Source organism: Bacillus sp. JS (assembly GCF_000259365.1).
GTDB classification, from domain to species: domain Bacteria; phylum Bacillota; class Bacilli; order Bacillales; family Bacillaceae; genus Bacillus; species Bacillus stercoris.
In genome coordinates this window covers 2,553,522-2,573,987 of sequence record NC_017743.1, presented here as the reverse complement: position 1 = coordinate 2,573,987, position 20,466 = coordinate 2,553,522, and the positions used below count along the sequence as shown (strand labels likewise).

The following is a 20,466-nucleotide window of genomic DNA, read 5'->3' as shown; positions in this document are numbered from 1 at the left end:
CGATAAAACGTTTGTTAAGTTAAAATAATGGAGGACATAGTTTTCAATGGGAAAAATAATTGTAGAGGGGAAAGACTTTGAAAATAAAGAAGAATTACATGATGCATTAAAAGATAAATTAGACTTCCCAGACTACTATGGGAAAAATTTAGACGCCTTATGGGATTGCCTTACTGGGTGGATAGAGTTGCCGTTAACTTTAGTCTGGAGAAATTTTGAGTTGAGTAGAAAGTTTTTAGGTTCATATGCTGATGATGTACTAGAAGTTTTACAAGAGGCTCAAGAGGAATTAGAGGATGAGTTTAAAATAATAGTAGAATAGACTTTCTTTTTTAGTTTTGTGAATTTGAAATGAGTACCTTAACGGCTTTACTTGGGTTTAAGAATGCTGCTGAGGTATTTTATTTTTATTAATAATATTTATTCAGACTTTAAGAGTCAAAAACTAAAGCGAAACTTGAAGAGTTCTTGAAATAAAAAAGGCCCTCTTGAAAAGAGGGCCTTTTTTATAATATTAATCCTCAATATTTTCGATTACCTGTCTAACCATCTCATGTATTTGGTCAAACTGCCATTCTATATCACCTATTACTAAATGTAACTGTAGTAATTCAGAAGTTAGTTTTTCTTTATCTTCAATTTGACTTAAGTTAGCTAAAATTTTATTCATTCTTTCATCTATTTGCGGAAGTTCTTTAATATTTTCCTCTTCTTCTAAAAGTTCTTCTGTTGAAATTAATGTACTATTATATTTTTCATTTAATTCTTTTAAAGCACTAAAGATTTTATCAATATTTTTCATCTATCATAACCACCTATTTTAATTTTCTTCCAATGGCATTCTTAGTCTTAACTTCGTTCAATGTTCCATCCAAATTCAACACTACTCTTAAATTTCCTCTTTTATCGAAAACTTCTAAATGATCCTTGTGCAAATTATCTAAATAAAATCTATCGCCTTTTTTCAGAAACGGATTATCCAATTTTTTATTAACTTCATAGATTGACTGGCCTTGGAATTGATTTTTTGTTTTTGTAACATTGTTTTTAATAGTTTTTCCAAATCCATCATTAAAAAATTCTTTCATATTCGATACTGATTTAGCTTCACTGGTTATCTTACTACTATTAGCATTCCCCTTAGAACCATGATCAACATCAAAAGACTTTTTAATTTGTTGAATTGTATCTTGTCCAGATTTTTGTAAGTTTAGCACATTTATAGGAACATCACTAGCTAACAGAAGTTCTTTAGCAAAAGGATTTGGTATTGACTCTAAACCTTTTTTAAAAAGTTTCCCAAAGTCTTTGGTGTCTTTTACTACTTTTTTTGATGCAGATTTACCAACATTCCCGGCACTGTTTATCCCTTTTTTACCCGACCTGCTGATTCCCTTCTCTGCGACTTTCCCGACTTTTGAAACGACGGATCCACTCTTTGTAACAGCACCACTGCCGCCTGATATGAATAAGCTGGCTACATTTAAAGTGAAATATGTGGTGTAGTGCGATTGTGAATACATATCTCCGTGTACAAAGTTTTTGTCCCAGCTTTCTTTTACCTCATCCCAAGTAGAATCCCAGGCTTTTTTATAGTCGAATTCAAAAACGGACTTTATCGTTCCTCTTGGATCTAAACCGAGATCGATCCCGAATTTTGCAATTCCTAAAAGTCCTTCACCAGTTTCCTTCGAAAAATCATAATATGCCATTTGTTTGCCTTTATAGTATTCATATACTGGACCTAGATATTTTTTACCCGCTACATCTATAGGGGCTAAATATTCTTTAACCGTCTTCTCTGTATCATCTATACCGGCTAATAAACCTTCATATACACCGTCAATCTGTTCTTTCAAAATATCCTTGGTCGCTCGAAGAGGATTATCCCAAAACTCGAGGGATTTAACATACTCCTGTTGTTCAGTGGTGAGGTTGTCGTATCCAATCTCTTTAGCAACTTTTAGATACTCGTCAGGATCATCAACCAACGTATTGAGCTTCTTCTGTAATTCTTTGATTTCCCGTTCTTTTTCTTCTTTCTTTTTAATGGTCAAATAAGCCTCTGTACGCTTCTCAATATCGCCTTTTTTCTTATGTATATCACTCTCACGGTACGCCTTGGCGTTGTAGTGAATGGGTGTAGCGTTTTTGCCTTTGCCCGTTGCTTCTTGGAGCTTTTGGAAGTCTGACTTGATGAATTGTTCATTTGGTTCTGACATAGCATATTCTGTCAGTAAATCTTCGTCAAGGTCACCTAGTTTTTCAATTGTTTTTTTGCGTTTATCATTGGCATCTGCAAGCTCATCCTTGAAGGTTTCTGTTGAAAACAAGTCGAGCGGGAGGATGTCGTCGATATCGTTTAGAATATCTTTCATGGCTTTTTTCTGTTCAGACATGATGGACTTTGATTTTTTATGGGCGTTAGCCAGTTCATGTTCTAAAAAAGATTCTTCAATATAAGCATCAGAGAGACCTTTGTCCTCGACAGCCCCGGCAATGCTATTAAAAAACGCGATCTTCATGTCAATGTAGTCGATCCATTGATCAGTTACACCAACATGATCGTGATAGAATGCTTTAATGTTATTAGCGCCTTTACCTGAGAATTCGCTGTCGTCAAGTTCAGCAACGCTTTGTAAAGCTTTTCTCAAGTTGACCATTTGCGTCCTTAGTTCTTTATATTCTTTGGCGCGGTCTGTAGCTTCAGACATAAGTGTTTTAGCTTCAAAGACTTTCATAATCATACCCTTTCATTTAATCATATAACAAAATATTACCATGGAAGAATGATGAAACTAAGTGTTATGTGGATCAAAGGGTGGAAATGAATCATTCGATCTGTGTCTTTTGATCTGGTTTTTGGGGTTTGACCACATGCCCATCAAGCTAATCATTTTGAAGTACCCCCAAAACGAAATTTTTATCTCTTGATAGTGATTTATGAAAATTAAATTCATTTTTTCGTTTTGGGTAAGAGTAATTTCTTAAGTTGATGGATGTGTGTTGCTACCCCAATAAGTGCTAATCGTTGATTGTATTGAATTTTAATTGAATCTATTATATTGCTTGACATGGTTAAATGCTATAATAGTGAAATTGTGGATAAAGGATATGCCTTATATGTTTAGAGAGGTGATAATTATGCTTAATAAGCCGAGTGATTATATTGAAGCTGGTTTGAAGTTGGAGTTGGAAGAAGATTTAAAATACTTATTCAATTCAACAGCTGATATAAAGATGGTACCAAAGGGTACAATTGTTTTAAGTCAGGGGCAAAGAGTTTCTTCACTGTATTATATTCATAAAGGAATTATGAGAGGATATTATATAGATGCTGCAGGGAATGATGTGACAAAATGTTTTGCAGCTGAAACGGAATTTGCCTGTGCAGAGGGTTTATTAAGAGTTGAAGAAGCTAGATTTAGTGTAGAAAGCCTGCAAGACAGCATTTGCGTAGTTATTCCGTATAATTCCATATACCAAGGTATGAAGAAAACTAATCAAATGAAGGTTATATTCACTAATTATATTCAGAAGATTCTTGTTGATACGCTAAATCGAGAACAGGCGTTACTTATGAAAGATGCACTGGAAAGGTACATGGAGTTTAAAAGAGAATATTCTTCTTTAGAAAGTAGAATAAATCAATCATATATTGCTTCTTATATCGGAATTAGAGCAAGCTCACTTAGTAGAATTAAGAGAAGTATGAAAATAGAATAAACGTTTTTAGAAAACATCAAATAAAAGTATTTGGTGTTTTTTTATTGCAATTTACATATGTCAATTACAACAGGCTATTATCGCATTATGATGACTAGTGTAATCACTGATTTAGGAGGTTTTATTTATGAAGAATCTTTCCTTGGTAACAGGTGCAAATGGTCATTTGGGTAACAACTTGGTAAGGGAATTATTAAAAAGAGGAGAAACTGTTAGAGCAGGTGTACGAGATTTAAATGACAAAGAACCATTTATAGGCCTTGATTGTGAGATCGTCTACGCCGATTTGAGGGATAAAGACTCACTTCATAAAGCACTTGATGGAGTGAATACCTTATATCAAGTAGCTGCTGTATTTAAACATTGGGCACAAGATTCTGAAAAAGAGATAATTATTCCTAATGTTGAGGCAACTCAAAATATAATGGAGGCTGCTAAAGAAGCAAATGTAAGAAAAATAGTATATGTAAGCTCCGTAGCAGCATTGTCATTGGACAAGACAAACTTAAAGGGTAAAATTGATGAAACTACATGGCTTGAAAACAGTCATGGAAATGCATACTTTGATTCAAAAGCACGAGCTGAAAGAACAGCTTGGGAGCTGGCAGAAAAATATGATTTGGATATGGTTAGCGTTCTTCCTGGTGCAATGGTTGGTGGAGAGTTTTTAAAGAAAACTCCAACCATACTGGCCTTCGAGAGTATTCTTTTAGGAAAGATGAAAGTTAACTATATAAGTGAAATGACGCCAATAGATGTAACTGATGTTGTGAAAGGTATGATTGCTGCAGCGGAAAAAGGTGTAAGGGGTACAAGATATATCTTGGCTAATGAAGAGCCTGTAACTTCAGCTGATATCATTAAAATTGCAAAAAAATTTAACCCTAATCTTGAGATACCACAAAAATATACTAAAGAACAGTTGTTACATTTAGCTGATAAACTTGAATTTGAAGCAAAGGAAAAGAATACTCAGCCATCATTACTTAGAAGTCAGGTGGAATTATATTATGGTGGAATAAATAGACACTATGACCTTACTACATCAAGACAGGATTTGAATTTTAAGTCTAAGTTGGGTGAAGTTGCATTAGAAGAGTATTTTAAACGGTTTTTTACTAGCCTAAGAAAAAAATCCTTATAATGAATCGGCTACACTTAACTGGACAATAAAACCAAAGGTCAAGTAGACTTACCGCCAATTCTGGGCATACTTCTAACTCACATTAGTAACAGGCCCATAAACTAATAAAGGGTTCCACCACATGGTCATTAAGTTAAGACGAATTTGTATCTATATAACGAAAAAAACACCATTCTTTTCTTTTTGTAGAAATATACAAAAAGAAAAGAATGGTGTTTTTGCTGAATCCTATCATTTTACCTATTTACTAATCGTTTCCAAGAAAGGGGACTTTCCAATTGTAACATCGCCATCATGAAAAAATTCGATAACGTAGCCAGATTCACTAAACATAAAAGTATCTGATCCAACGGCAGTTACATCATCAATTACGTTTAATGCATGCTCAAGACTGGTTTTTAATGCTGGCTGTTCTCCGTAACCCCAAAGAATAATAATGTTCCTATCTTTAAAATGGTGTTTAGCTAGCCAATCGTAAATCTCTTCCTCGTAATCTATAGATTGATGACAACAAACTTCTTCTCACTTGATTCGTCCCCAAGATGTAAAGGGAAAACTGTTTGAAAGCAGTTCATAATAATTTGCCGTTAATTCTTCTGATAAGATTTCTTTGTTTTTCCCTAGAGCTTCTAAGCATTCATCAAATAAGTCCAAAATTTTCACCTCAAAAGCTTTATGTATGATGAATTTTTTCAGTATTAGAAATAAGAAAAAGCCGTTATGCAACGGCTAAAGGGAATCAGAACTAATGTTGTTTATCGAATTAAACAAGGAATTCATGAGTAGGTGCGAGAGTTACATTCCGGGATGCTTCCTTCATTTCGCCATTAGACATAGATCCGAAAAAGGCAAGTCCAATTAAAACGGCGGATAAACTGATAAACAATTTAGATTTCATACATGCATTCCCCTTTCGATATTTGCTTTTGAGCATATACCATCTTCTTGAAACAGATGATACTATCCTCTATTTTTCCATTATAATCGAAAAGGTTGCCTCCTAACAATGCCAGCTCTTCCAGATAAGGGTATCCTTTGCCGTTCTCTAAACGAGAAAAAATGTTGAGGAGTTTAGGTGTATCGCCATTTCTTATATAAAGAACGTCTAATGCTTCAAATAAGTTCATAAAAAGTTCGTCTTTAAAATCTACAGCACTTCTGATTCCTTTGCGGAAGCAATCCATTGCTTGTTCTTTTTTGCCTTGTTTAAAATAAATCAACGCTAGGTCATGATAAGTTTGCGGAAGTACGTCAGAGTTTATTTTTCTGTATTGAATCAAAGCTTGTTCGATGTAACGTGCAGCCTTATTTAAGTTGTCCATTTTGTGATAGCAGTTGCCGAGATTGAAAAATGCAGTGGCATAGATGTGAGTATTTTTACTTTTAAGCAGCTCGGCACCTTTTAAAGCTTCTTGTAGGTGGGGGAGAGCTTTTTCATGGTTTTCAAGATCATCGTAGTTACCGGCAATGACAAAATGGCACTGAATACGCCGAACAGAATAAAGCTCATGTTTTTTATAGATATTGTATGAAAGTTCAGCGTAGTGCATTGAGATGTGAGTCATTTTCATATGATAATAGACTTCGGATAACTTAAAATAAAACTCAGCTTTTTCAATCTTGTCGGAGATCGTTGGAATTTTGCGTTCAGCTTTTTTGTAATATGTAATGGCCTTTGTGTATTTACCGTTTCTAAACTCATACATCCCGCGGAAGAAGTTATAATAATACGCTCGCATATTGTCTAGCTTCTTCTTATGTCCTTCGATTTTCTTTAAATATTCTGAAAGTTCCATTCGATTCTCATCAGATGGCAGCGTATACTCCAGCATGATTTTATGTCGAAAGGCCATTAGTTGATAATAAATAAGCAAGTCTTGATCTTCTTCCATAACCTCTATATCACGTTCGATTTCAGCTTTTAACATTTCAGCATCAGTTACGTTGAATTTTTGAATATGCCTATGCCATTCATTAATCTTCATTCCCACTTCAGCTGATGTGATTGATATCAAGATATTCACCCTTCCCTTAACTCTACTAGTAATGTAAATATTAACAAGTTTTCGTTCGCAGAAAAAGGCAATAGGACACCGCAATTTAAATTTTCGGTGAGACCTCAATAACTTTTTCGAATTAGGATCTTTTAACACAGGGAATGAATTTAGATCAGAAAAAGAGCTTTAAAAAAAGCGTGAATTCTGTTTGCGTTCTGGTTTAATATCTAACTGAAATTTCATAAGAATTTTGTTATATAATTATTGTGTTATTAAAAATAACCGTGAAGTTTGTTATATTTTGAAATTCTAAGTAGAACGGGGAGTTATAGTATGTTCTTCAAAAATTTAGATAGGTTTAATTTTTATAAAGCTGAAAATGAGGTGAAAAAAGGGAAAAAGAAATTCATTGAGTTTATTGATAATACTTTGAAAATGAAGGGGATAGATGGAGCATTAACAGTACTAAAGTCGTCAGGTTTATCTGTAAACTTATTTAACAGTAAGAGTCACAGGGAATTGTTTGAAGATACAATCGAACACATTGCTTCTTACTGCAATGCTGACCAGCAGTATAAAATCAATAACATCAAAAAGAATATTTTTATATTTGAGAACCTCTTTAATCAAGTTGCAGAAGAAAGAACTAAATTTTTTAACACATTTGAAAATATAGATGAAAAGTATAAAGTTGTTTCATATTTAATCTCCTTAGAACTATATCTTAATGAAATTTTAGTTGATTCAAAAGAGAATACCAAAAACAGGTTTATAGATTTTTCTAATATTAACGACTTTGAATTGAAAACAGCTCTATATGAGGCTACTATTGGTTCGACAGGACTAATTTTAAAATACTTCATGTTTCAGAATTATGAGTTTGAAGGATACAAAAGAAACATTTCACCGAAAATAATTAAAGCTTCTCAAAAACATATAATCTTTAGTCAAATGTGGGAGCAGTTAAATGATATTTTGGAGTATTGGAAGTACTCTGATGTCACAATAACTAAAGAAGCAGATGGAAAACCATTATTTGAAATATCTGATAAGGACTTCGAATTAAATAATTTAATTTCTAATGAACGATTTATTAATTTGCGTGAGAGTTGGCAATTGAATCAAATAAATGAAATACAAAATACGTACCTAGGAAAAAAAGATGATTTCGATAGACAATTATCAGAGGTTACTAACTATCTCAATCATTTGTTTTCAGTTTTATATTTTGGCTCGCCTCGTCTAGATGTGAAAATTGATGGAATAGAACTTAAATATTGGATCTATGCATATCAATTAATAATAGATGAAAGTAAAAAATATTTGAAACGAAGAAAGCACTTATCAACATTAAACTTAGATAAAGTTTGTCTTAGTAAATCAAAAGAAAATTGGAAAAGATTTTTTGAGAAAAATGGGTTTTCTCGAGAAAATTCAATAAAAATTATAAACTATTTTACATTTAACAAAAAATCTTTAGATTTAATTGATTGTCCATTTATTGAAGTTAACGATCAACTTATAGTTATACCATCATTAACATCTCAAGCCGATGTTGCCAGAGCATTAGCTTCAAATTTTCTAAATGAAAATTTAAATATGGACTTTAAAGGTCCCAATTTCGAAGAAAGGACTATAAAAGGTCTGGAATTAAGCAATATAAAATGTTCGAGGCTTTATAAAAGAGATGATAATACAGAATATGAATGCGATATAGCATTTGTTTTAGATAATGAGTTATTTTTCGTAGAGTGCAAGGCGCATGTACAACCCTTTACAACAAGACAACATGCGAACCATTTAAACAAATTATACAATGAAACTTTTCAGATAAATCGAATAGCTTACTTTTATGAAGTCAACTTGCATTTAGTTAAAGAACAGTTAAATTTAAAAGATAGCTTCACACCTAAAAAAATACATAAAATTTTATTAACAACATCCATGATAGGACGACCTATGTATGTTAATGGTGTGCATATTGTAGATGAATCTTCATTTACAATGTTTGTAGATAGAACGCCGCCTAGACTCGATTACTTTGGGAAGGGAGCGTCAATGAACATAGAAAGTGAAAAGTTTGATGTGTATAAAGGAGAATTAACAGCCCAGAAAATGATTGAATTTCTAAATTCGCCACCACAAATAAAAATATATGAGGAATTGTACAAAGAGAGAAGTTTATCTTTAGGATTATTTAATGTTACTAGGAATGTTAAAGTCAATAAAACTGTACACATGGGTGTTAAATTAAACAAAACTGACAAATCTTTGATTCGGAAATTCTATTTAGAAACATAAGTTTTTAACGCATATACATTAACTGATACTATATCATCATTGGGAAACCATACCAAATTATGTAGGTATGGTTTTTGCTCTATTTATATAAAGTACATCTAATTTTTATTTGTTGCTTTTGTCTCAATACCAATTCTAATTGGTTCTATTCTTTTTCTAATACGATTGTGTATAAAATCTTCATTAAAACCGAGTTCTTTCAGTAAATAAAATTCTAGAATATTTTTGAGAAAATAATACGCATTTACCAAATCTTCATCTTTAAGAGCCTTATTCTCTAAACTGAGGCTATAATGGGTGTAATAATTTCTTGTGTATGTAATTATTTTTGGGAAATCAAGTCTGTGTATTTCACCTGTATAGAAAAAGAATTTAAAATCTGCTAATATTAAGTCTGCTATTCTATATCTTAAAGGGACTTGCTTTTTATTGTTCCAGTTTTTACTGAACCCCAATAGAAAATCTATAGCCTCAGCTTTATCATCCTTTCTATCTGATGTAATTCTTTCAACTCTTTTTTTATATTCTCCCAAACTTCCACTACAAATCCTTCGAGAATGATATGTTTCTAAAGCTTGAATCATGTTTAAGAAATGGCGGCTGATTGACAATTCTTTATTGTATAAGTCGTCTATGTATAATTCAATTATAGGTTCCATCACTAATGCTATTTCTTGCCAACAAGAAAAATTTGCTTCTCTAGAAAGCTCTTCTAGGTTAAATAGAAAGTCAGTTTCCGTAACAGTAGTATCTATATATTGTCTCTTGCTTTTATCTAATGTTAAAGCGTGAGTTACTTCGATAGGTCTTAAGTGTTTTTGTCCCTCGCCAAATTCCCAAAAAAACTCTGGAGATTCAGCAAACATTGTTTTAAAACCTAATGGTCTCCCCATAGCTATTTCAATAATTCTTTTCATTTTTAGAGCTATGTTCACAAACCATTTTAATGGTTTAATCGATAATTTAGATTCAATAACAAGGTATGGGGTTTGATTTAGTATAATCTCTTCTCTCATTAAACTAGTGCTTGGAAAACTGAAAGACAAATCATATGATAAAGTATATTCGTCACAACTATAAATTTTAATGGCGTTAACTTGCTCTAAGCCAATTAAAACGTTTGTACTTTCCATAGAAGAACTAACGTAATTAGATACGTTACCCCATTGAATGATTCCTGGGATATTAATCTTTACTTTAGAAAATAGTATTTCGTCTTCTTTTTTGAAATTTACTCCCTGTAGCATAAACTTAGCTTGATATACATAAATTTCTTCCGATCCAATTATGCTTTTTGTTGAAATTCGTGAACAATCTATTAAAGTTATTTTAGCACCATCGTTTGTTGTTCCAGAAATAAAGGGAATATCAAGAGGGAATTTAAAATAGCTCATAGGAGCATTTTTTTTATTGGGGATGTGAATATTTAATACAATTCCTCCTTCGCTTTGATTTAAGTAAAGATCTCCTCGATAGTCTGACCTAGAATTTCCTATACTCCAAGACCCGGTTGTGGTGAATTTGGCTTTCATTTTTTCCCCTCCTAATAAAGTTAAAATTACTATGAAATTATTTCAAATCAGCCCATTAATTACAAGCTAATAACAATAAAATTTAGAATATCTAAACTCATTCCAAGAATATTAACTAATGTGTTTTAAATCCAGCATTTGGACAAACACCTTTTACATAGCATACCCAAGGGGGGATGCATTTTATGAAGGTAATAATCATCGAGGGACCGCAAGCTGACAAATGCATTAACGATTGCTATCATTATTTAATAAAACTTTATAGGAAGGAGATCCAGGGTGATAGCAATATATGTAAGGGTATCGACCGAGGAACAAGCGATCAAGGGATCGAGCATCGACAGCCAGATCGAAGCCTGCATAAAGAAAGCAGGGACTAAGGATGTGTTGAAGTATGCCGATGAAGGATTTTCAGGAGAGCTTATCAGTGATAACAAAAATGATGTTCATAACTCTTTTTCTATTTCTTTTAATAGAAACTTTAGTAAAATAGAGAAAGCCGGAACATGAGATCCGGCCTCTTCTGCATTATTTCCCCTTCGCCTTCTTCCGCTTCTCCTTCTCCGCCCTATAAAACTCATGAAACATCTTCATCAGCGCCCGTTTCTCAATCCGCGACACATAACTCCGCGAGATCCCGAGCTCTTTCGCAATCTCACGCTGCGTTTTTTCCTTCTTCAAATCAAGTCCAAACCGCCCGACAATCACTTCCTTTTCACGGTCATCTAAAATGTCAATGTATTGTTTCACTTTTTCAAGCTCCATATTGAGCTGGATCGTGTCTATCACATCTTCGTTTTCTGATTTCAAGACATCAATCAGGCTTATTTCAATGCCACTCACAGGTTATCCGTTTTTCTCACTTTCCGGTATAACACAAAAGTTTGATGTATAATTAATGGTGCTTTTTTGCTTTAGAATTATTACTTGAAAAAAATAAGATTATTTACATGATATTTGATTATAAAAAAAACGAACTAATGTTCTTGTAAAGGGAGACAAATCAAATAATTTGTTCTATAATTGATCGAAAGGAGGGCTTATCGATGTGGCTATTATTATTAGTGTGGATTGTGACCATAAGTTTAATTTCCATTAACCTTTTTGCTAGTCCGAATTCATTTTTTGCAAATGGAACTACAATTTTAGGATGGATGTTATTTGCTCTCCAACTTAGTTATAGTAAATCTGAAAAGCTCTTTATTTTTTGTCAAAAAATTTATTTTGATTTTAAAAATCCTGACTGTTCTTGGAATATGGATATAGAGTTTACCGGAGACTTTTCGAGAGATATTTTCGAAAAACTTGATTTAATCTTGTTGAAAGATGCATATTGTAAAATGTCTTTACTCTCTAATACAAGGAGAAGATATAAAGTTAATACAATTCATTTTGAAGTCAGTTTAGATGAATATCATAATAAACTGAATTTTTTTATGGATGATCTTGATATATCCTATAGAAGATCAAAGAAAATTATTCAAAATGAGATTGGTACTCTATTAGATGAGATAAGCGCTGTTTTAAAACCAGATAATTCATTATATGCAGTTGATATTAAGTTTAAAGAAGTTAACCCTTATTATGGGTATTATTTAAAAAAAGTTAATAATAAAAACATTAAGGATTTTAATATAAGTTTTAAAACAAATGAGGATAATGTTATAATCACAAAGGATTCATTCAAATTCACAGCTACTTCTTTACACAAGTTGAATACTTATTCAAAAAAATATTTAACAATTTCCCCATCATAAAATCTGATGGGGATTTAACAGTCTATTATAAACTTCAAGTACTAGTCTCAACTCTTCAAAGTGACTTTTAAAAGAATCATATAAAGTTATTGACCCTTTTTTCGAGATTGTTATTTGATATTCTTCATTATCAATTGCACTGCAGAATTTAATGTTCACAGAGGAAACATTTCCCTCATTCGCGGCAGCTTTAAATTCATCACTTTTATGAACATTAGGTCCAAAATATCCGGCAGTTCTTAGATGAACTTTTTGTATATCTGCAATCCAGGCACCGGCGACTTCAAGAATAAGAGGATATATCTTAGAAAAGTCAATTTGGATAGGCTCCATCTTAAAATATTTAGATGAATTTAAGTATTTCATAAAATCTAAAGAAGCTTCAGTTTTTGTCGAAATGAAAGCTAGGTTGTCATTTGATGAAAAATATGTATTAAAGTTTAATGGCTCAAAATAATAATTGAATGTCTTTCCAAAAACTTTCCCCATTTTATTTTGCTTGAAATCATGATGACATCTATATTTTGCGAAACCATTATAGAAACTTTTTTCTTCTAAGTGTATCTCCGTATAAAGATCTCCTTCTACAATTTCATTTAACAATTCTGCCTGTGTGGGGTATACATAAGATTCTTCTTCCATGAACTTATGAACGATACAGGCTAAAAAGGCTTTAGGCATGAAAAACACTCCAGTATAAAAGTCATTTAGTCTTTTTTATTTCTAAATTAAAGATTGTTTTTTCTATCTTTTGCTCTTTGTTTAACCCACTCAAAGTGTTGTTGTATTTCAAGAATATCTTCTTTAGTTAGAACATCCCATTGTTTTAAATCGAAAAGTTCCATATTTCTAATTTCACATTTTATGTCTAACTTTTTGGCATGTTCAGTTCTTCCAAGGAGATAATCTGTAGTAACTTGAAAAAAATCAGCAAACAAGTTAATTTCTGTATCGTTAACAGGCCTATTTCCAGATTCAATTCTTGAAAGAACGCTGTTATTTAATCCAATCCTACTTGCTAATTCTTTTTGTGTTAGGTTTCTCTTCTCCCTAAGTGACCTTATTACATTTCCAATTTTTTTATTAGGCATTTAAACACCTACTCTCCAATATAGCAAATAAATTTTACCATTTTTCTGATTTTGAAAAACGTGTTTTGCTTAAATAGCAAAAAATAAATATTGGTTTTGTTGTTTTGGCAATAAGATTGAATCTAGAAGCTTTAAGGTGGGTTGTTTTTCTTAACAAGAAGAGTCAGCTTTAAGTTTTATTTTCATCCAAAAACAAGTTTTTGCAAGAAGAAATTCGACATCTCTCCCACAAAGTTCAATTTTGATTCTTTATTGTCGATATTAAGTAAGTGAAAAAGAGTGTGTTTAACACATAATATATACATATAGGGGGAAAATAACTTGGGAGAAAAATATGCTTTTTTACATGCTTTTAATAGTAGAGATGATTTGAAGATTTATGGATCGGAAGCTCTTGCAATGTTTGGTCTACAGTTGAAATTTTCCGTAGAGGATATCCATAGTGTGGCGGCAGAGTCTATAACAGATGGTCCTAACGACAAAAAATGTGATGTAATATATTTAGATAGAGAATTAGGAGTTGTTGTATTAGCGCAAAGTTTTTATACAGAAAAAGAAGGGGTCAAAACTGCTAAAGGAAATAAAGCTGCAGATTTAAATACTGCATTTAATTGGTTACTGTTAGCTTCAGATGAAAACTTACCTGACATTATTAAGCCCAGAGCACTTGAAGTTAGAGATGCAATTAAAGAAGGGATCATTAATAAATTTGAGATTTGGTATATTCATAACTGTCCAGAATCAGAGAATATTTCTGAAGAACTTAAAACCGTCGAATTAAGTGCAAAAGGACATATGAATACGTTTATGATAGAAAATGAACTAATGCAAGAAATTAAAGTTGAAGCAAGTGAAATTGGTTTGAACAAATTAGAAAGGTTGTATAGATCTTCAGAAAACAATATTCTTGTTACAGATGAATTTAAGATAAGGACTACAGGAGGATATCACGAGAAATCTTCTGAGTGGGAGGTTTATAGTTGCAATGTTCCTGCAAGTTGGATTTATAAGATATATAGTGAATACAGTGATGACTTATACTCTGCAAATGTAAGGGGTTATCTAGGAAGTAGAAAGTCTTCTGCGAATATTAACCATAATATTAAAAAATCCGTAAAAGAAACACCAGGTAACTTCTTAGTATATAATAATGGAATTACAGCTTTGGTAAATAGTATGAGAATAGGTAGACGTCAGTCTAGAAAAGGGGAAGTTATACAAACAATAAATATTAAGGGATTGTCTATTGTTAACGGTGCTCAAACTACGGGAGCTATTGGAAATAGTGGTGAGGTTCCTGGCAAGGAAGCTAAAGTCCCTGTTAGGTTTATTGCCTGTGAAAATAAAAATGTTGTAGAAAATATCATAAAATTTAATAATAGTCAAAACGATGTAATCCCTTCTGACTTCCGAAGTAACGATGAAATTCAAAAGAAATTAAGATCTGAGTTTGAAGTATATGATGTTACCTATTTAGGAGGACGAAGGGGTGGGGACAGTGATGCTATACCTAGACACAGAAATTTACTAGCTTTTGATCGCGTTGCGCAAGCTTTAATGGCTTTTCATGGTGATCCTGTTAGTGCTACACACAAAAAATCAGAAATATGGGAGCGGAATGAACTATATTCTAAGATATTTAATGACGATACGTCTGCTAGCCATATAATGTTTGTTTTTTCACTTTATCAGGCATTGTTATCTTATAAAAAAAAATTAAGAATGAAAAAGAGTTCTAACCAACTACTTGAGAATGAGATAATCTTATTAAACAATTTATCGCATAGTGGTTCAATATATATCATAATGTCAATAATATCTGCCAGTATGGATCTCATATTAGATGAAAAAATTGTTAATCTCTTTGATTTGAGCTTCAACAATGAAGCAAGAAAGTCTTTGTCTCATTATGAAAGCATATGGTCAAATATATTGGAAGCTTGCATTTCTTTTACAGATGAAGGAACATCACAAGTAGTAAACGGAAACCTTAAAAAAGCCGATGTGTTAAAAGATGCAACCCAAGAGTTTATACGCTTAGTTTCAGCTACAAAAGCTGTTAATAAACCAATATACGAAGAATTTAAAAAGAATGTGGACACACTAAAAAAAGTTACTTCACCAGTTTAACTCTATCTTTAAAAGGCCAGAATTTTAAAATATCCTGGCCTTTTCCGATCTTATTTCCCCTTCGCCTTCTTCCGCTTTTCCTTCTCTGCCCGATAAAACTCATGAAACATCTTCATCAGCGCCCGCTTTTCAATCCGCGATACATAGCTGCGCGAGATCCCGAGTTCTTTGGCAATCTCACGCTGCGTTTTTTCCTTCTTCAAATCAAGTCCAAACCGCCCGACAATCACTTCCTTTTCACGGTCATCTAAAATGTCAATGTATTGTTTCACTTTTTCAAGCTCCATATTGAGCTGGATCGTGTCTATCACATCTTCGTTTTCTGATTTCAAAACATCAATCAGGCTTATTTCATTCCCTTCTTTATCCTGCCCGATCGGATCGTGAAGGGACACATCTTTTTTTGTTTTTTTCAATGCGCGCAAATGCATGAGGATTTCATTTTCAATACACCTCGCAGCATACGTCGCCAGCTTTGTCCCTTTACCCGCGGAATAGCTTTCAATTCCTTTTATCAGCCCGATCGTTCCGATGGAGATTAAGTCCTCTGCATCCTCACCTGTATTTTCAAATTTTTTCACAATATGGGCGACCAAGCGAAGATTATGCTCAATCAGCATGTTTCTGGCATGTTCATCCCCTTTAGCCATAAGCTCTAAGTATTTTTTTTCCTCGCTGCTTGAGAGCGGTTGTGGAAAGGCATTGTTTTTCACGTAAGATACTAAAAAGACAAGCTCTTTAACAACAAAGCCGAGCGCTGCGAAAACACCTGTCACCATCGTCACCTCCACAAAAGTATGTAGGCAAAAGCCTATATGTAAATGTATGTGGGCGGGAGGCTGTCTGTGTCTGTACCGGGAAATTTCTCGCATGGGAGCCTGGGCTTTTGTAAACAGCATATTAACTTCAAATGTTAACAATAATTTTTATCATGCGCCCATACATTGAAATGAACAAATGTATGGGGGGATGGGAATGAAAAAATGGATGGCAGGCCTGTTTATTGCTGCAGCAGTTTTTCTTTGTGTAATGGTTCCGCAGCAGATCCAAGGCGCTTCTTTGTATGACAAAGTGTTATATTTTCCGCTGTCTCGTTATCCGGAAACAGGCGATCATATTAGAGATGCGATTGCAGAGGGACATTCTGAGATTTGCACCATAGATAGAGATGGAGCAGACAAAAGGCGGGAGGAATCATTAAAGGGTATTCCGACGAAGCCGGGCTATGATCGGGATGAGTGGCCGATGGCGGTCTGCGAGGAAGGCGGCGCAGGAGCTGATGTCCGATATGTGACGCCTTCTGATAATCGCGGGGCCGGCTCATGGGTAGGGAATCAAATGAGCAGCTATCCTGACGGCACCAGAGTGCTGTTTATTGTGCAGTAGTAAAGAAGAGGCTCTTTCTTGAGCCTCTGTTGTTACAACCCTTCGCCGTGCTGAATGTTCGGGGGATATGTTTCTGCTTTTCGCCAATATTGGCGTGTGCCTTCGTCCCGTACAACAATGCCCAGCTGTGCCAGATCGAGACGGAATTCTTCAATATCGTCTTTTTGTTCGTCCTCCAGCGCTTTGTGACGAGCTTTTAATAAGGCATGGGCGCCTTGCGATAGGTCAGGTGCATCAGGAATCCATCGGCGAAATTGATCTGTAAACGGATCACCATCTGCTGCCCATTCGTAATGATGCTGTTTAAAGGCCTTCTCAACGTTTACTGGTTTTTCATCAATTTCTTCCCGTACCAATTCATATCCGGCTGTTCCTAGGAGGACAAGCTGTTTGTGATCCATAAATACAAGAGCGATGTCACCGGAATGAATTGATTGCACTTTTTTTCCTTTCATGAATTCCACTGTGTGATCTGTAATCTTGACAGACAGCAGCATTGCAATAACAGAATGAGCGAACCAAATCCCTGCAGTCATACCGAGAAGAGCAGTGATAAATGCAGCTGTTGATCCCTGAAAAGAGGTGATGAGCCGAAGCGGTCCTTCAAAAGGAATCCACGGGAGGGATAATGCCCATTTCGCAATCTGCGGGATAAAATACCCGATGGTAAAACCGATGATTGCAAGTGCAGCGTATAAAAAGAATACAGCGGTTTTCGTAACACCAATAAGAGTATGAGATTGATTCTGCAACATGACACCTTCTTTTACTGAAAATTCTCTTCCCATATTTTAACTCAACGAGATGGTAAATCAAGGATAAAGTAAAAATTATGGATTTAAAGAGGGTTCTGAAATGGAACTGGCAGGTACAGCAGGTCATGAAAAACATATTAAAATGGGCAGAAGATGTAGTTTCATTTGTTTTCCTGCGTATCAAATACAAAGGGAACATAAAAAGTAAAGGCTTTTGACAATCAGGAAGAACAGGCATGAAAATCGGATTAATCGGCTTAGGGAAAATAAACATAGGAAAGCAATTCATAGAGATGATGCAGTTTTGCGTGATGTTTGACCTTTATTAAGAAAAGGCGATATGATTATCATTAAAAAGAATCGATCTACCGCTACAATTAAATGAAAGAAGCGGTATCCATTATCTCGATGCCGGTACGGCGGGCGGAATGAAGGCGCATGGCATGGAGCCTGTTTTATGGTGGGGGGTGATCATAAAGCATGGGAGATTGTAGAACTGCTTTTTCGGGACACCGCCGTCGGAAGCGGGAAGCGGACATTTTTGAAAAATGATCCATAGGTGAAGGGAAACGGACGGCGGAAACCACTCTTGATCCTGCAGACCGCAACTCCTGTGGTCGCATGTCGCTGCCCTTCAAAATTTGGAGGCCATGCGACGGAAAAAAAGTAAGGGGGCGAACAAGCCTCCTTATTTGTTTGGCACCTTCAGAAGATGAGGGAACTTTTTATATATGACCAGCATGATGATCAGAATATACGCACCGTAAATGCTGATAGACAATAATTTATTGCTGGTGAAGTTGGCACCTGCAATGGTGACAACAACAATATTGGGGATTTTCCCTATGAAAGATGCAAAGAAAAAAACATGCCAGCGAACCTGACTCAGTCCGCAGATCACGTTCATTATAAGGGAAGGTATGACCGGTATCAGCCTTCCTAATAAAACAGCGGTAAAAGCATTTTTGTTGAAGGAAGCCTCGTAGCTTTGTATGGCAGGATATGCCTGAACTTTTCTTCTGGCCCAATCCCTAAAACTGTACCTGGCGAGAAAAAACAGCAATATTGTACCAAGCATTGAGCCGGTCAGTGTAATCCAAATTCCATTTGCCGTCCCGAACACAGCGCCATTTAAAGCTGCAACTAAAGCAAACGGCACTATTGGGAAAAAAACATCGACAGCAATCAGCAGCATACTAAATAAAACGGAAAATATCCCCCCTGCTTTGATTGCATCAAGCCAAGCTTCTTTTTGAAAAAAACCGACTGCAATGATAGCGATAATCACAAGTATACCTATTCCCTTTTTTAACATAGTCTATGTCACTCCCAACTTAGATGATGTCAGGAGCCAAAATCTCCGTCATCTAAATTAGTATAACTGGTGTCATTTCAGCCGTTCAACTGAAAACCAGGTTAAGAACACAATTCTTTTTAGTTCATAAAAAAGGCTGTCCGTCTATCTCTCTGTTTTCTTAACATAGGGAAGATAGAAAGGGTAACCATAACCTTAAGGGATAAGCTGTATCTTAGCCTATTTATTTCCTTTGGTTTGTGTGTTTTTCAGATTAGAGAGAAGGGAATTTAAAAATAAAAAGTCATCTGCTGCGCCGCAATGAAAGCAGAATGATATTCACTGAGGGGGACACGTTAACTATAGGAAAAAACAGTGTTAGCAAAAAAACTCTTCGTTGAACGAAGGGAAACAGAGGTATAACATTAAGGTGAGGCTTTTGGGGGTGTAAAGATGAAACATTTTATCATCCTTTTCCTTCTGTTGTTCGTTACAGCAGGGTGCGAGGGAATGGGATACGAAGACGTTGTAGCATTTGGTGACAGCAATACGCGTGGCTCTAATTGGGATTATCGCGATTATCCAAAAGCACAGCAGTGGGTCAATATACTTAAAACAGCTGAACGCGGTAACCTTGATATACTCAATGCGGGAATCGGAGGACAGACGACAGAGGATGCCCGTCTTCGGTTTCAGACAGATGTGCTGGATCAAAAACCGAAGTATTTGTTTATTATGTTCGGCACAAATGACGCCGCCATACTGACTGAGGGAAAACCGAGAGTGTCGAAGCAGCGTTTTAGAGAAAATCTGGTTTATTTTATTGAAGAAAGCAGAAAACACGGGATCAAGCCAATCTTAATGACGTGTATTCCGATTATAGAAGGTAATGGGAAGCATCATCTGTTTTACTATTCCAGATATAAAGCAGCTGCTTTTGAACCAAAAGGCGGAGCAAGGAAATGGCACGACTCATACAACGATATTACAAGAGATGTGTCGAAGCGCCTGAATGTCCCTCTTGTAGATAACTGGAAGCATTTTATAGAAGCAGACGGCGGAAAAGCAACTGATGAAGCGCTTATCCAATCCGGTCTTATAGATCCTTCAGGCAATCATATGACACCTAAAGGGGCAAGGATCGTATATGAAGGAATACAAGATGGGCAGATTCTGCAGCGTTGAGCCGGACAACCGCCTAGTCCGATTTATTTCTCCTACATAGGCTGTTATAAAACCTTATTAAGGAGGCGCTTCACATGTATGGCGCAGGCAGAGCATATGGATACGCTTTTATTGTTGTTTTAGTTGTTGTTCTCCTGGTTGTGGGCGGCATATACTGGTTAGCATAAT

At 34.8% G+C, this 20,466-nt stretch carries 18 protein-coding genes and 5 pseudogenes; 11 read left to right on the top strand and 12 right to left on the bottom strand.

Annotated elements, in window-relative coordinates:
- Positions 1 to 46 precede the first annotated feature (46 nt).
- Positions 47 to 322: a barstar family protein gene (locus tag MY9_RS13070; protein ID WP_014664699.1), complete on the top strand. Its 276-nt coding sequence runs from the start codon at positions 47 to 49 to the stop codon at positions 320 to 322.
- Positions 323 to 514: 192 nt separating this feature from the next.
- Here the strand turns inward: MY9_RS13070 and MY9_RS13065 are convergent, their stop codons facing one another.
- Positions 515 to 802, bottom strand: a complete 288-nt coding sequence (locus MY9_RS13065) for a hypothetical protein (protein WP_014664698.1) — start codon at positions 800 to 802, stop codon at positions 515 to 517.
- Between the two features lie 13 nt (positions 803 to 815).
- Positions 816 to 2,741, bottom strand: a complete 1,926-nt coding sequence (locus MY9_RS22135; protein ID WP_014664697.1) for a ribonuclease YeeF family protein — start codon at positions 2,739 to 2,741, stop codon at positions 816 to 818.
- Between the two features lie 403 nt (positions 2,742 to 3,144).
- Between MY9_RS22135 and MY9_RS13055 the strand changes: the two genes are divergently transcribed.
- Entirely contained in the window at positions 3,145 to 3,726 is a 582-nt protein-coding gene (locus MY9_RS13055) for a Crp/Fnr family transcriptional regulator (RefSeq protein ID WP_041521524.1), read from the top strand.
- A gap of 127 nt (positions 3,727 to 3,853) precedes the next feature.
- Positions 3,854 to 4,870, top strand: coding sequence for an NAD-dependent epimerase/dehydratase family protein (locus MY9_RS13050; protein WP_014664695.1), 1,017 nt, complete (start codon positions 3,854 to 3,856; stop codon positions 4,868 to 4,870).
- A 240-nt stretch (positions 4,871 to 5,110) separates the two neighbouring features.
- Here MY9_RS13050 and MY9_RS22130 read toward each other — a convergent pair.
- From MY9_RS22130 to rapE, 3 genes and pseudogenes are all read right to left on the bottom strand, one after another.
- Positions 5,111 to 5,524 (bottom strand): annotated as a pseudogene (locus tag MY9_RS22130) (CDI toxin immunity protein).
- A gap of 109 nt (positions 5,525 to 5,633) precedes the next feature.
- On the bottom strand, positions 5,634 to 5,768 hold the full coding sequence (gene phrE / locus MY9_RS13040; protein WP_014114495.1) for a phosphatase RapE inhibitor PhrE: 135 nt from the start codon (positions 5,766 to 5,768) through the stop codon (positions 5,634 to 5,636).
- Complete coding sequence (gene rapE, locus MY9_RS13035) at positions 5,758 to 6,885, bottom strand: response regulator aspartate phosphatase RapE (protein WP_014664693.1); 1,128 nt, start codon at positions 6,883 to 6,885, stop codon at positions 5,758 to 5,760. The genes phrE and rapE overlap by 11 nt, the downstream gene beginning before the upstream one ends.
- 315 nt (positions 6,886 to 7,200) lie before the next feature.
- Here rapE and MY9_RS13030 point away from each other — a divergent pair, with 315 nt between their 5' ends.
- Positions 7,201 to 9,168 (top strand): hypothetical protein, encoded by a 1,968-nt coding sequence (locus MY9_RS13030; protein ID WP_014664692.1) that lies wholly within the window; start codon positions 7,201 to 7,203, stop codon positions 9,166 to 9,168.
- Positions 9,169 to 9,266: 98 nt separating this feature from the next.
- Here MY9_RS13030 and MY9_RS13025 read toward each other — a convergent pair whose 3' ends face one another.
- Positions 9,267 to 10,700, bottom strand: coding sequence for a HEPN domain-containing protein (locus MY9_RS13025; RefSeq protein WP_014664691.1), 1,434 nt, complete (start codon positions 10,698 to 10,700; stop codon positions 9,267 to 9,269).
- A 185-nt stretch (positions 10,701 to 10,885) separates the two neighbouring features.
- Between MY9_RS13025 and MY9_RS21915 the strand changes: the two are divergent.
- Together MY9_RS21915 and MY9_RS21450 are read left to right on the top strand one after the other, a co-directional pair.
- Positions 10,886 to 11,064, top strand: a pseudogene (locus MY9_RS21915) (hypothetical protein).
- A pseudogene (locus MY9_RS21450) lies at positions 11,022 to 11,126 on the top strand (recombinase family protein); the annotation flags it as partial. The pseudogenes MY9_RS21915 and MY9_RS21450, both read left to right, overlap by 43 nt.
- A 102-nt stretch (positions 11,127 to 11,228) precedes the next feature.
- On the opposite strand, the pseudogene MY9_RS13010 reads toward MY9_RS21450, so the two are convergent.
- Positions 11,229 to 11,537 (bottom strand): annotated as a pseudogene (locus MY9_RS13010) (sigma-70 family RNA polymerase sigma factor); the annotation flags it as partial.
- 209 nt (positions 11,538 to 11,746) lie between these two features.
- On the opposite strand from MY9_RS13010, the gene MY9_RS13005 reads away from it, so the two are divergent.
- Positions 11,747 to 12,457, top strand: a complete 711-nt coding sequence (locus tag MY9_RS13005; RefSeq protein ID WP_014664688.1) for a hypothetical protein — start codon at positions 11,747 to 11,749, stop codon at positions 12,455 to 12,457.
- Here MY9_RS13005 and MY9_RS13000 read toward each other — a convergent pair.
- Entirely contained in the window at positions 12,452 to 13,138 is a 687-nt protein-coding gene (locus MY9_RS13000; RefSeq protein WP_014664687.1) for a hypothetical protein, read from the bottom strand. The two genes, MY9_RS13005 and MY9_RS13000, sit on opposite strands and share 6 nt — an antisense overlap.
- 47 nt (positions 13,139 to 13,185) lie before the next feature.
- Positions 13,186 to 13,548, bottom strand: a complete 363-nt coding sequence (locus MY9_RS12995) for a helix-turn-helix domain-containing protein (protein ID WP_014664686.1) — start codon at positions 13,546 to 13,548, stop codon at positions 13,186 to 13,188.
- Between the two features lie 321 nt (positions 13,549 to 13,869).
- Between MY9_RS12995 and MY9_RS12990 the strand changes: the two genes are divergently transcribed.
- On the top strand, positions 13,870 to 15,678 hold the full coding sequence (locus MY9_RS12990) for an AIPR family protein (RefSeq protein WP_014664684.1): 1,809 nt from the start codon (positions 13,870 to 13,872) through the stop codon (positions 15,676 to 15,678).
- A 50-nt stretch (positions 15,679 to 15,728) separates the two neighbouring features.
- Here MY9_RS12990 and sigK read toward each other — a convergent pair whose 3' ends face one another.
- Positions 15,729 to 16,457, bottom strand: coding sequence for an RNA polymerase sporulation sigma factor SigK (gene sigK, locus MY9_RS12985; protein ID WP_013308023.1), 729 nt, complete (start codon positions 16,455 to 16,457; stop codon positions 15,729 to 15,731).
- Positions 16,458 to 16,653: 196 nt separating this feature from the next.
- On the opposite strand from sigK, the gene nucB reads away from it, so the two are divergent.
- A complete protein-coding gene (gene nucB, locus MY9_RS12980; RefSeq protein ID WP_014664682.1) occupies positions 16,654 to 17,064 on the top strand; it encodes a sporulation-specific Dnase NucB in 411 nt (136 codons plus the stop codon).
- A gap of 32 nt (positions 17,065 to 17,096) precedes the next feature.
- On the opposite strand, the gene MY9_RS12975 is transcribed toward nucB, so the two are convergent.
- Positions 17,097 to 17,819 (bottom strand): YqeB family protein, encoded by a 723-nt coding sequence (locus MY9_RS12975; RefSeq protein WP_041521522.1) that lies wholly within the window; start codon positions 17,817 to 17,819, stop codon positions 17,097 to 17,099.
- A gap of 236 nt (positions 17,820 to 18,055) precedes the next feature.
- Between MY9_RS12975 and MY9_RS21205 the strand changes: the two are divergent.
- Positions 18,056 to 18,348, top strand: a pseudogene (locus MY9_RS21205) (NAD(P)-binding domain-containing protein); the annotation flags it as partial.
- Between the two features lie 159 nt (positions 18,349 to 18,507).
- Here the strand turns inward: MY9_RS21205 and MY9_RS12965 are convergent.
- The gene (locus MY9_RS12965; RefSeq protein ID WP_014664679.1) at positions 18,508 to 19,134 is read right to left on the bottom strand and encodes a TVP38/TMEM64 family protein; all 627 of its coding nucleotides are present in this window, start codon (positions 19,132 to 19,134) and stop codon (positions 18,508 to 18,510) included.
- Between the two features lie 432 nt (positions 19,135 to 19,566).
- Between MY9_RS12965 and MY9_RS12960 the strand changes: the two genes are divergently transcribed.
- Positions 19,567 to 20,298, top strand: coding sequence for an SGNH/GDSL hydrolase family protein (locus tag MY9_RS12960; RefSeq protein ID WP_014664678.1), 732 nt, complete (start codon positions 19,567 to 19,569; stop codon positions 20,296 to 20,298).
- The last annotated feature ends 168 nt before the right edge of the window (positions 20,299 to 20,466 follow it).

Coding starts and splice junctions, on each gene's coding strand:
- MY9_RS13070 (WP_014664699.1), top strand. CDS start 47: ATGGGAAAAATAATTGTAGAGGGGAAAGACTTTGAAAATAAAGAAGAA.
- MY9_RS13065 (WP_014664698.1), bottom strand. CDS start 802: ATGAAAAATATTGATAAAATCTTTAGTGCTTTAAAAGAATTAAATGAA.
- MY9_RS22135 (WP_014664697.1), bottom strand. CDS start 2,741: ATGAAAGTCTTTGAAGCTAAAACACTTATGTCTGAAGCTACAGACCGC.
- MY9_RS13055 (WP_041521524.1), top strand. CDS start 3,145: ATGCTTAATAAGCCGAGTGATTATATTGAAGCTGGTTTGAAGTTGGAG.
- MY9_RS13050 (WP_014664695.1), top strand. CDS start 3,854: ATGAAGAATCTTTCCTTGGTAACAGGTGCAAATGGTCATTTGGGTAAC.
- phrE (WP_014114495.1), bottom strand. CDS start 5,768: ATGAAATCTAAATTGTTTATCAGTTTATCCGCCGTTTTAATTGGACTT.
- MY9_RS13030 (WP_014664692.1), top strand. CDS start 7,201: ATGTTCTTCAAAAATTTAGATAGGTTTAATTTTTATAAAGCTGAAAAT.
- MY9_RS13025 (WP_014664691.1), bottom strand. CDS start 10,700: ATGAAAGCCAAATTCACCACAACCGGGTCTTGGAGTATAGGAAATTCT.
- MY9_RS13005 (WP_014664688.1), top strand. CDS start 11,747: ATGTGGCTATTATTATTAGTGTGGATTGTGACCATAAGTTTAATTTCC.
- MY9_RS13000 (WP_014664687.1), bottom strand. CDS start 13,138: ATGCCTAAAGCCTTTTTAGCCTGTATCGTTCATAAGTTCATGGAAGAA.
- MY9_RS12995 (WP_014664686.1), bottom strand. CDS start 13,548: ATGCCTAATAAAAAAATTGGAAATGTAATAAGGTCACTTAGGGAGAAG.
- sigK (WP_013308023.1), bottom strand. CDS start 16,457: ATGGTGACAGGTGTTTTCGCAGCGCTCGGCTTTGTTGTTAAAGAGCTT.
- nucB (WP_014664682.1), top strand. CDS start 16,654: ATGAAAAAATGGATGGCAGGCCTGTTTATTGCTGCAGCAGTTTTTCTT.
- MY9_RS12975 (WP_041521522.1), bottom strand. CDS start 17,819: ATGTTGCAGAATCAATCTCATACTCTTATTGGTGTTACGAAAACCGCT.
- MY9_RS12965 (WP_014664679.1), bottom strand. CDS start 19,134: ATGTTAAAAAAGGGAATAGGTATACTTGTGATTATCGCTATCATTGCA.
- MY9_RS12960 (WP_014664678.1), top strand. CDS start 19,567: ATGAAACATTTTATCATCCTTTTCCTTCTGTTGTTCGTTACAGCAGGG.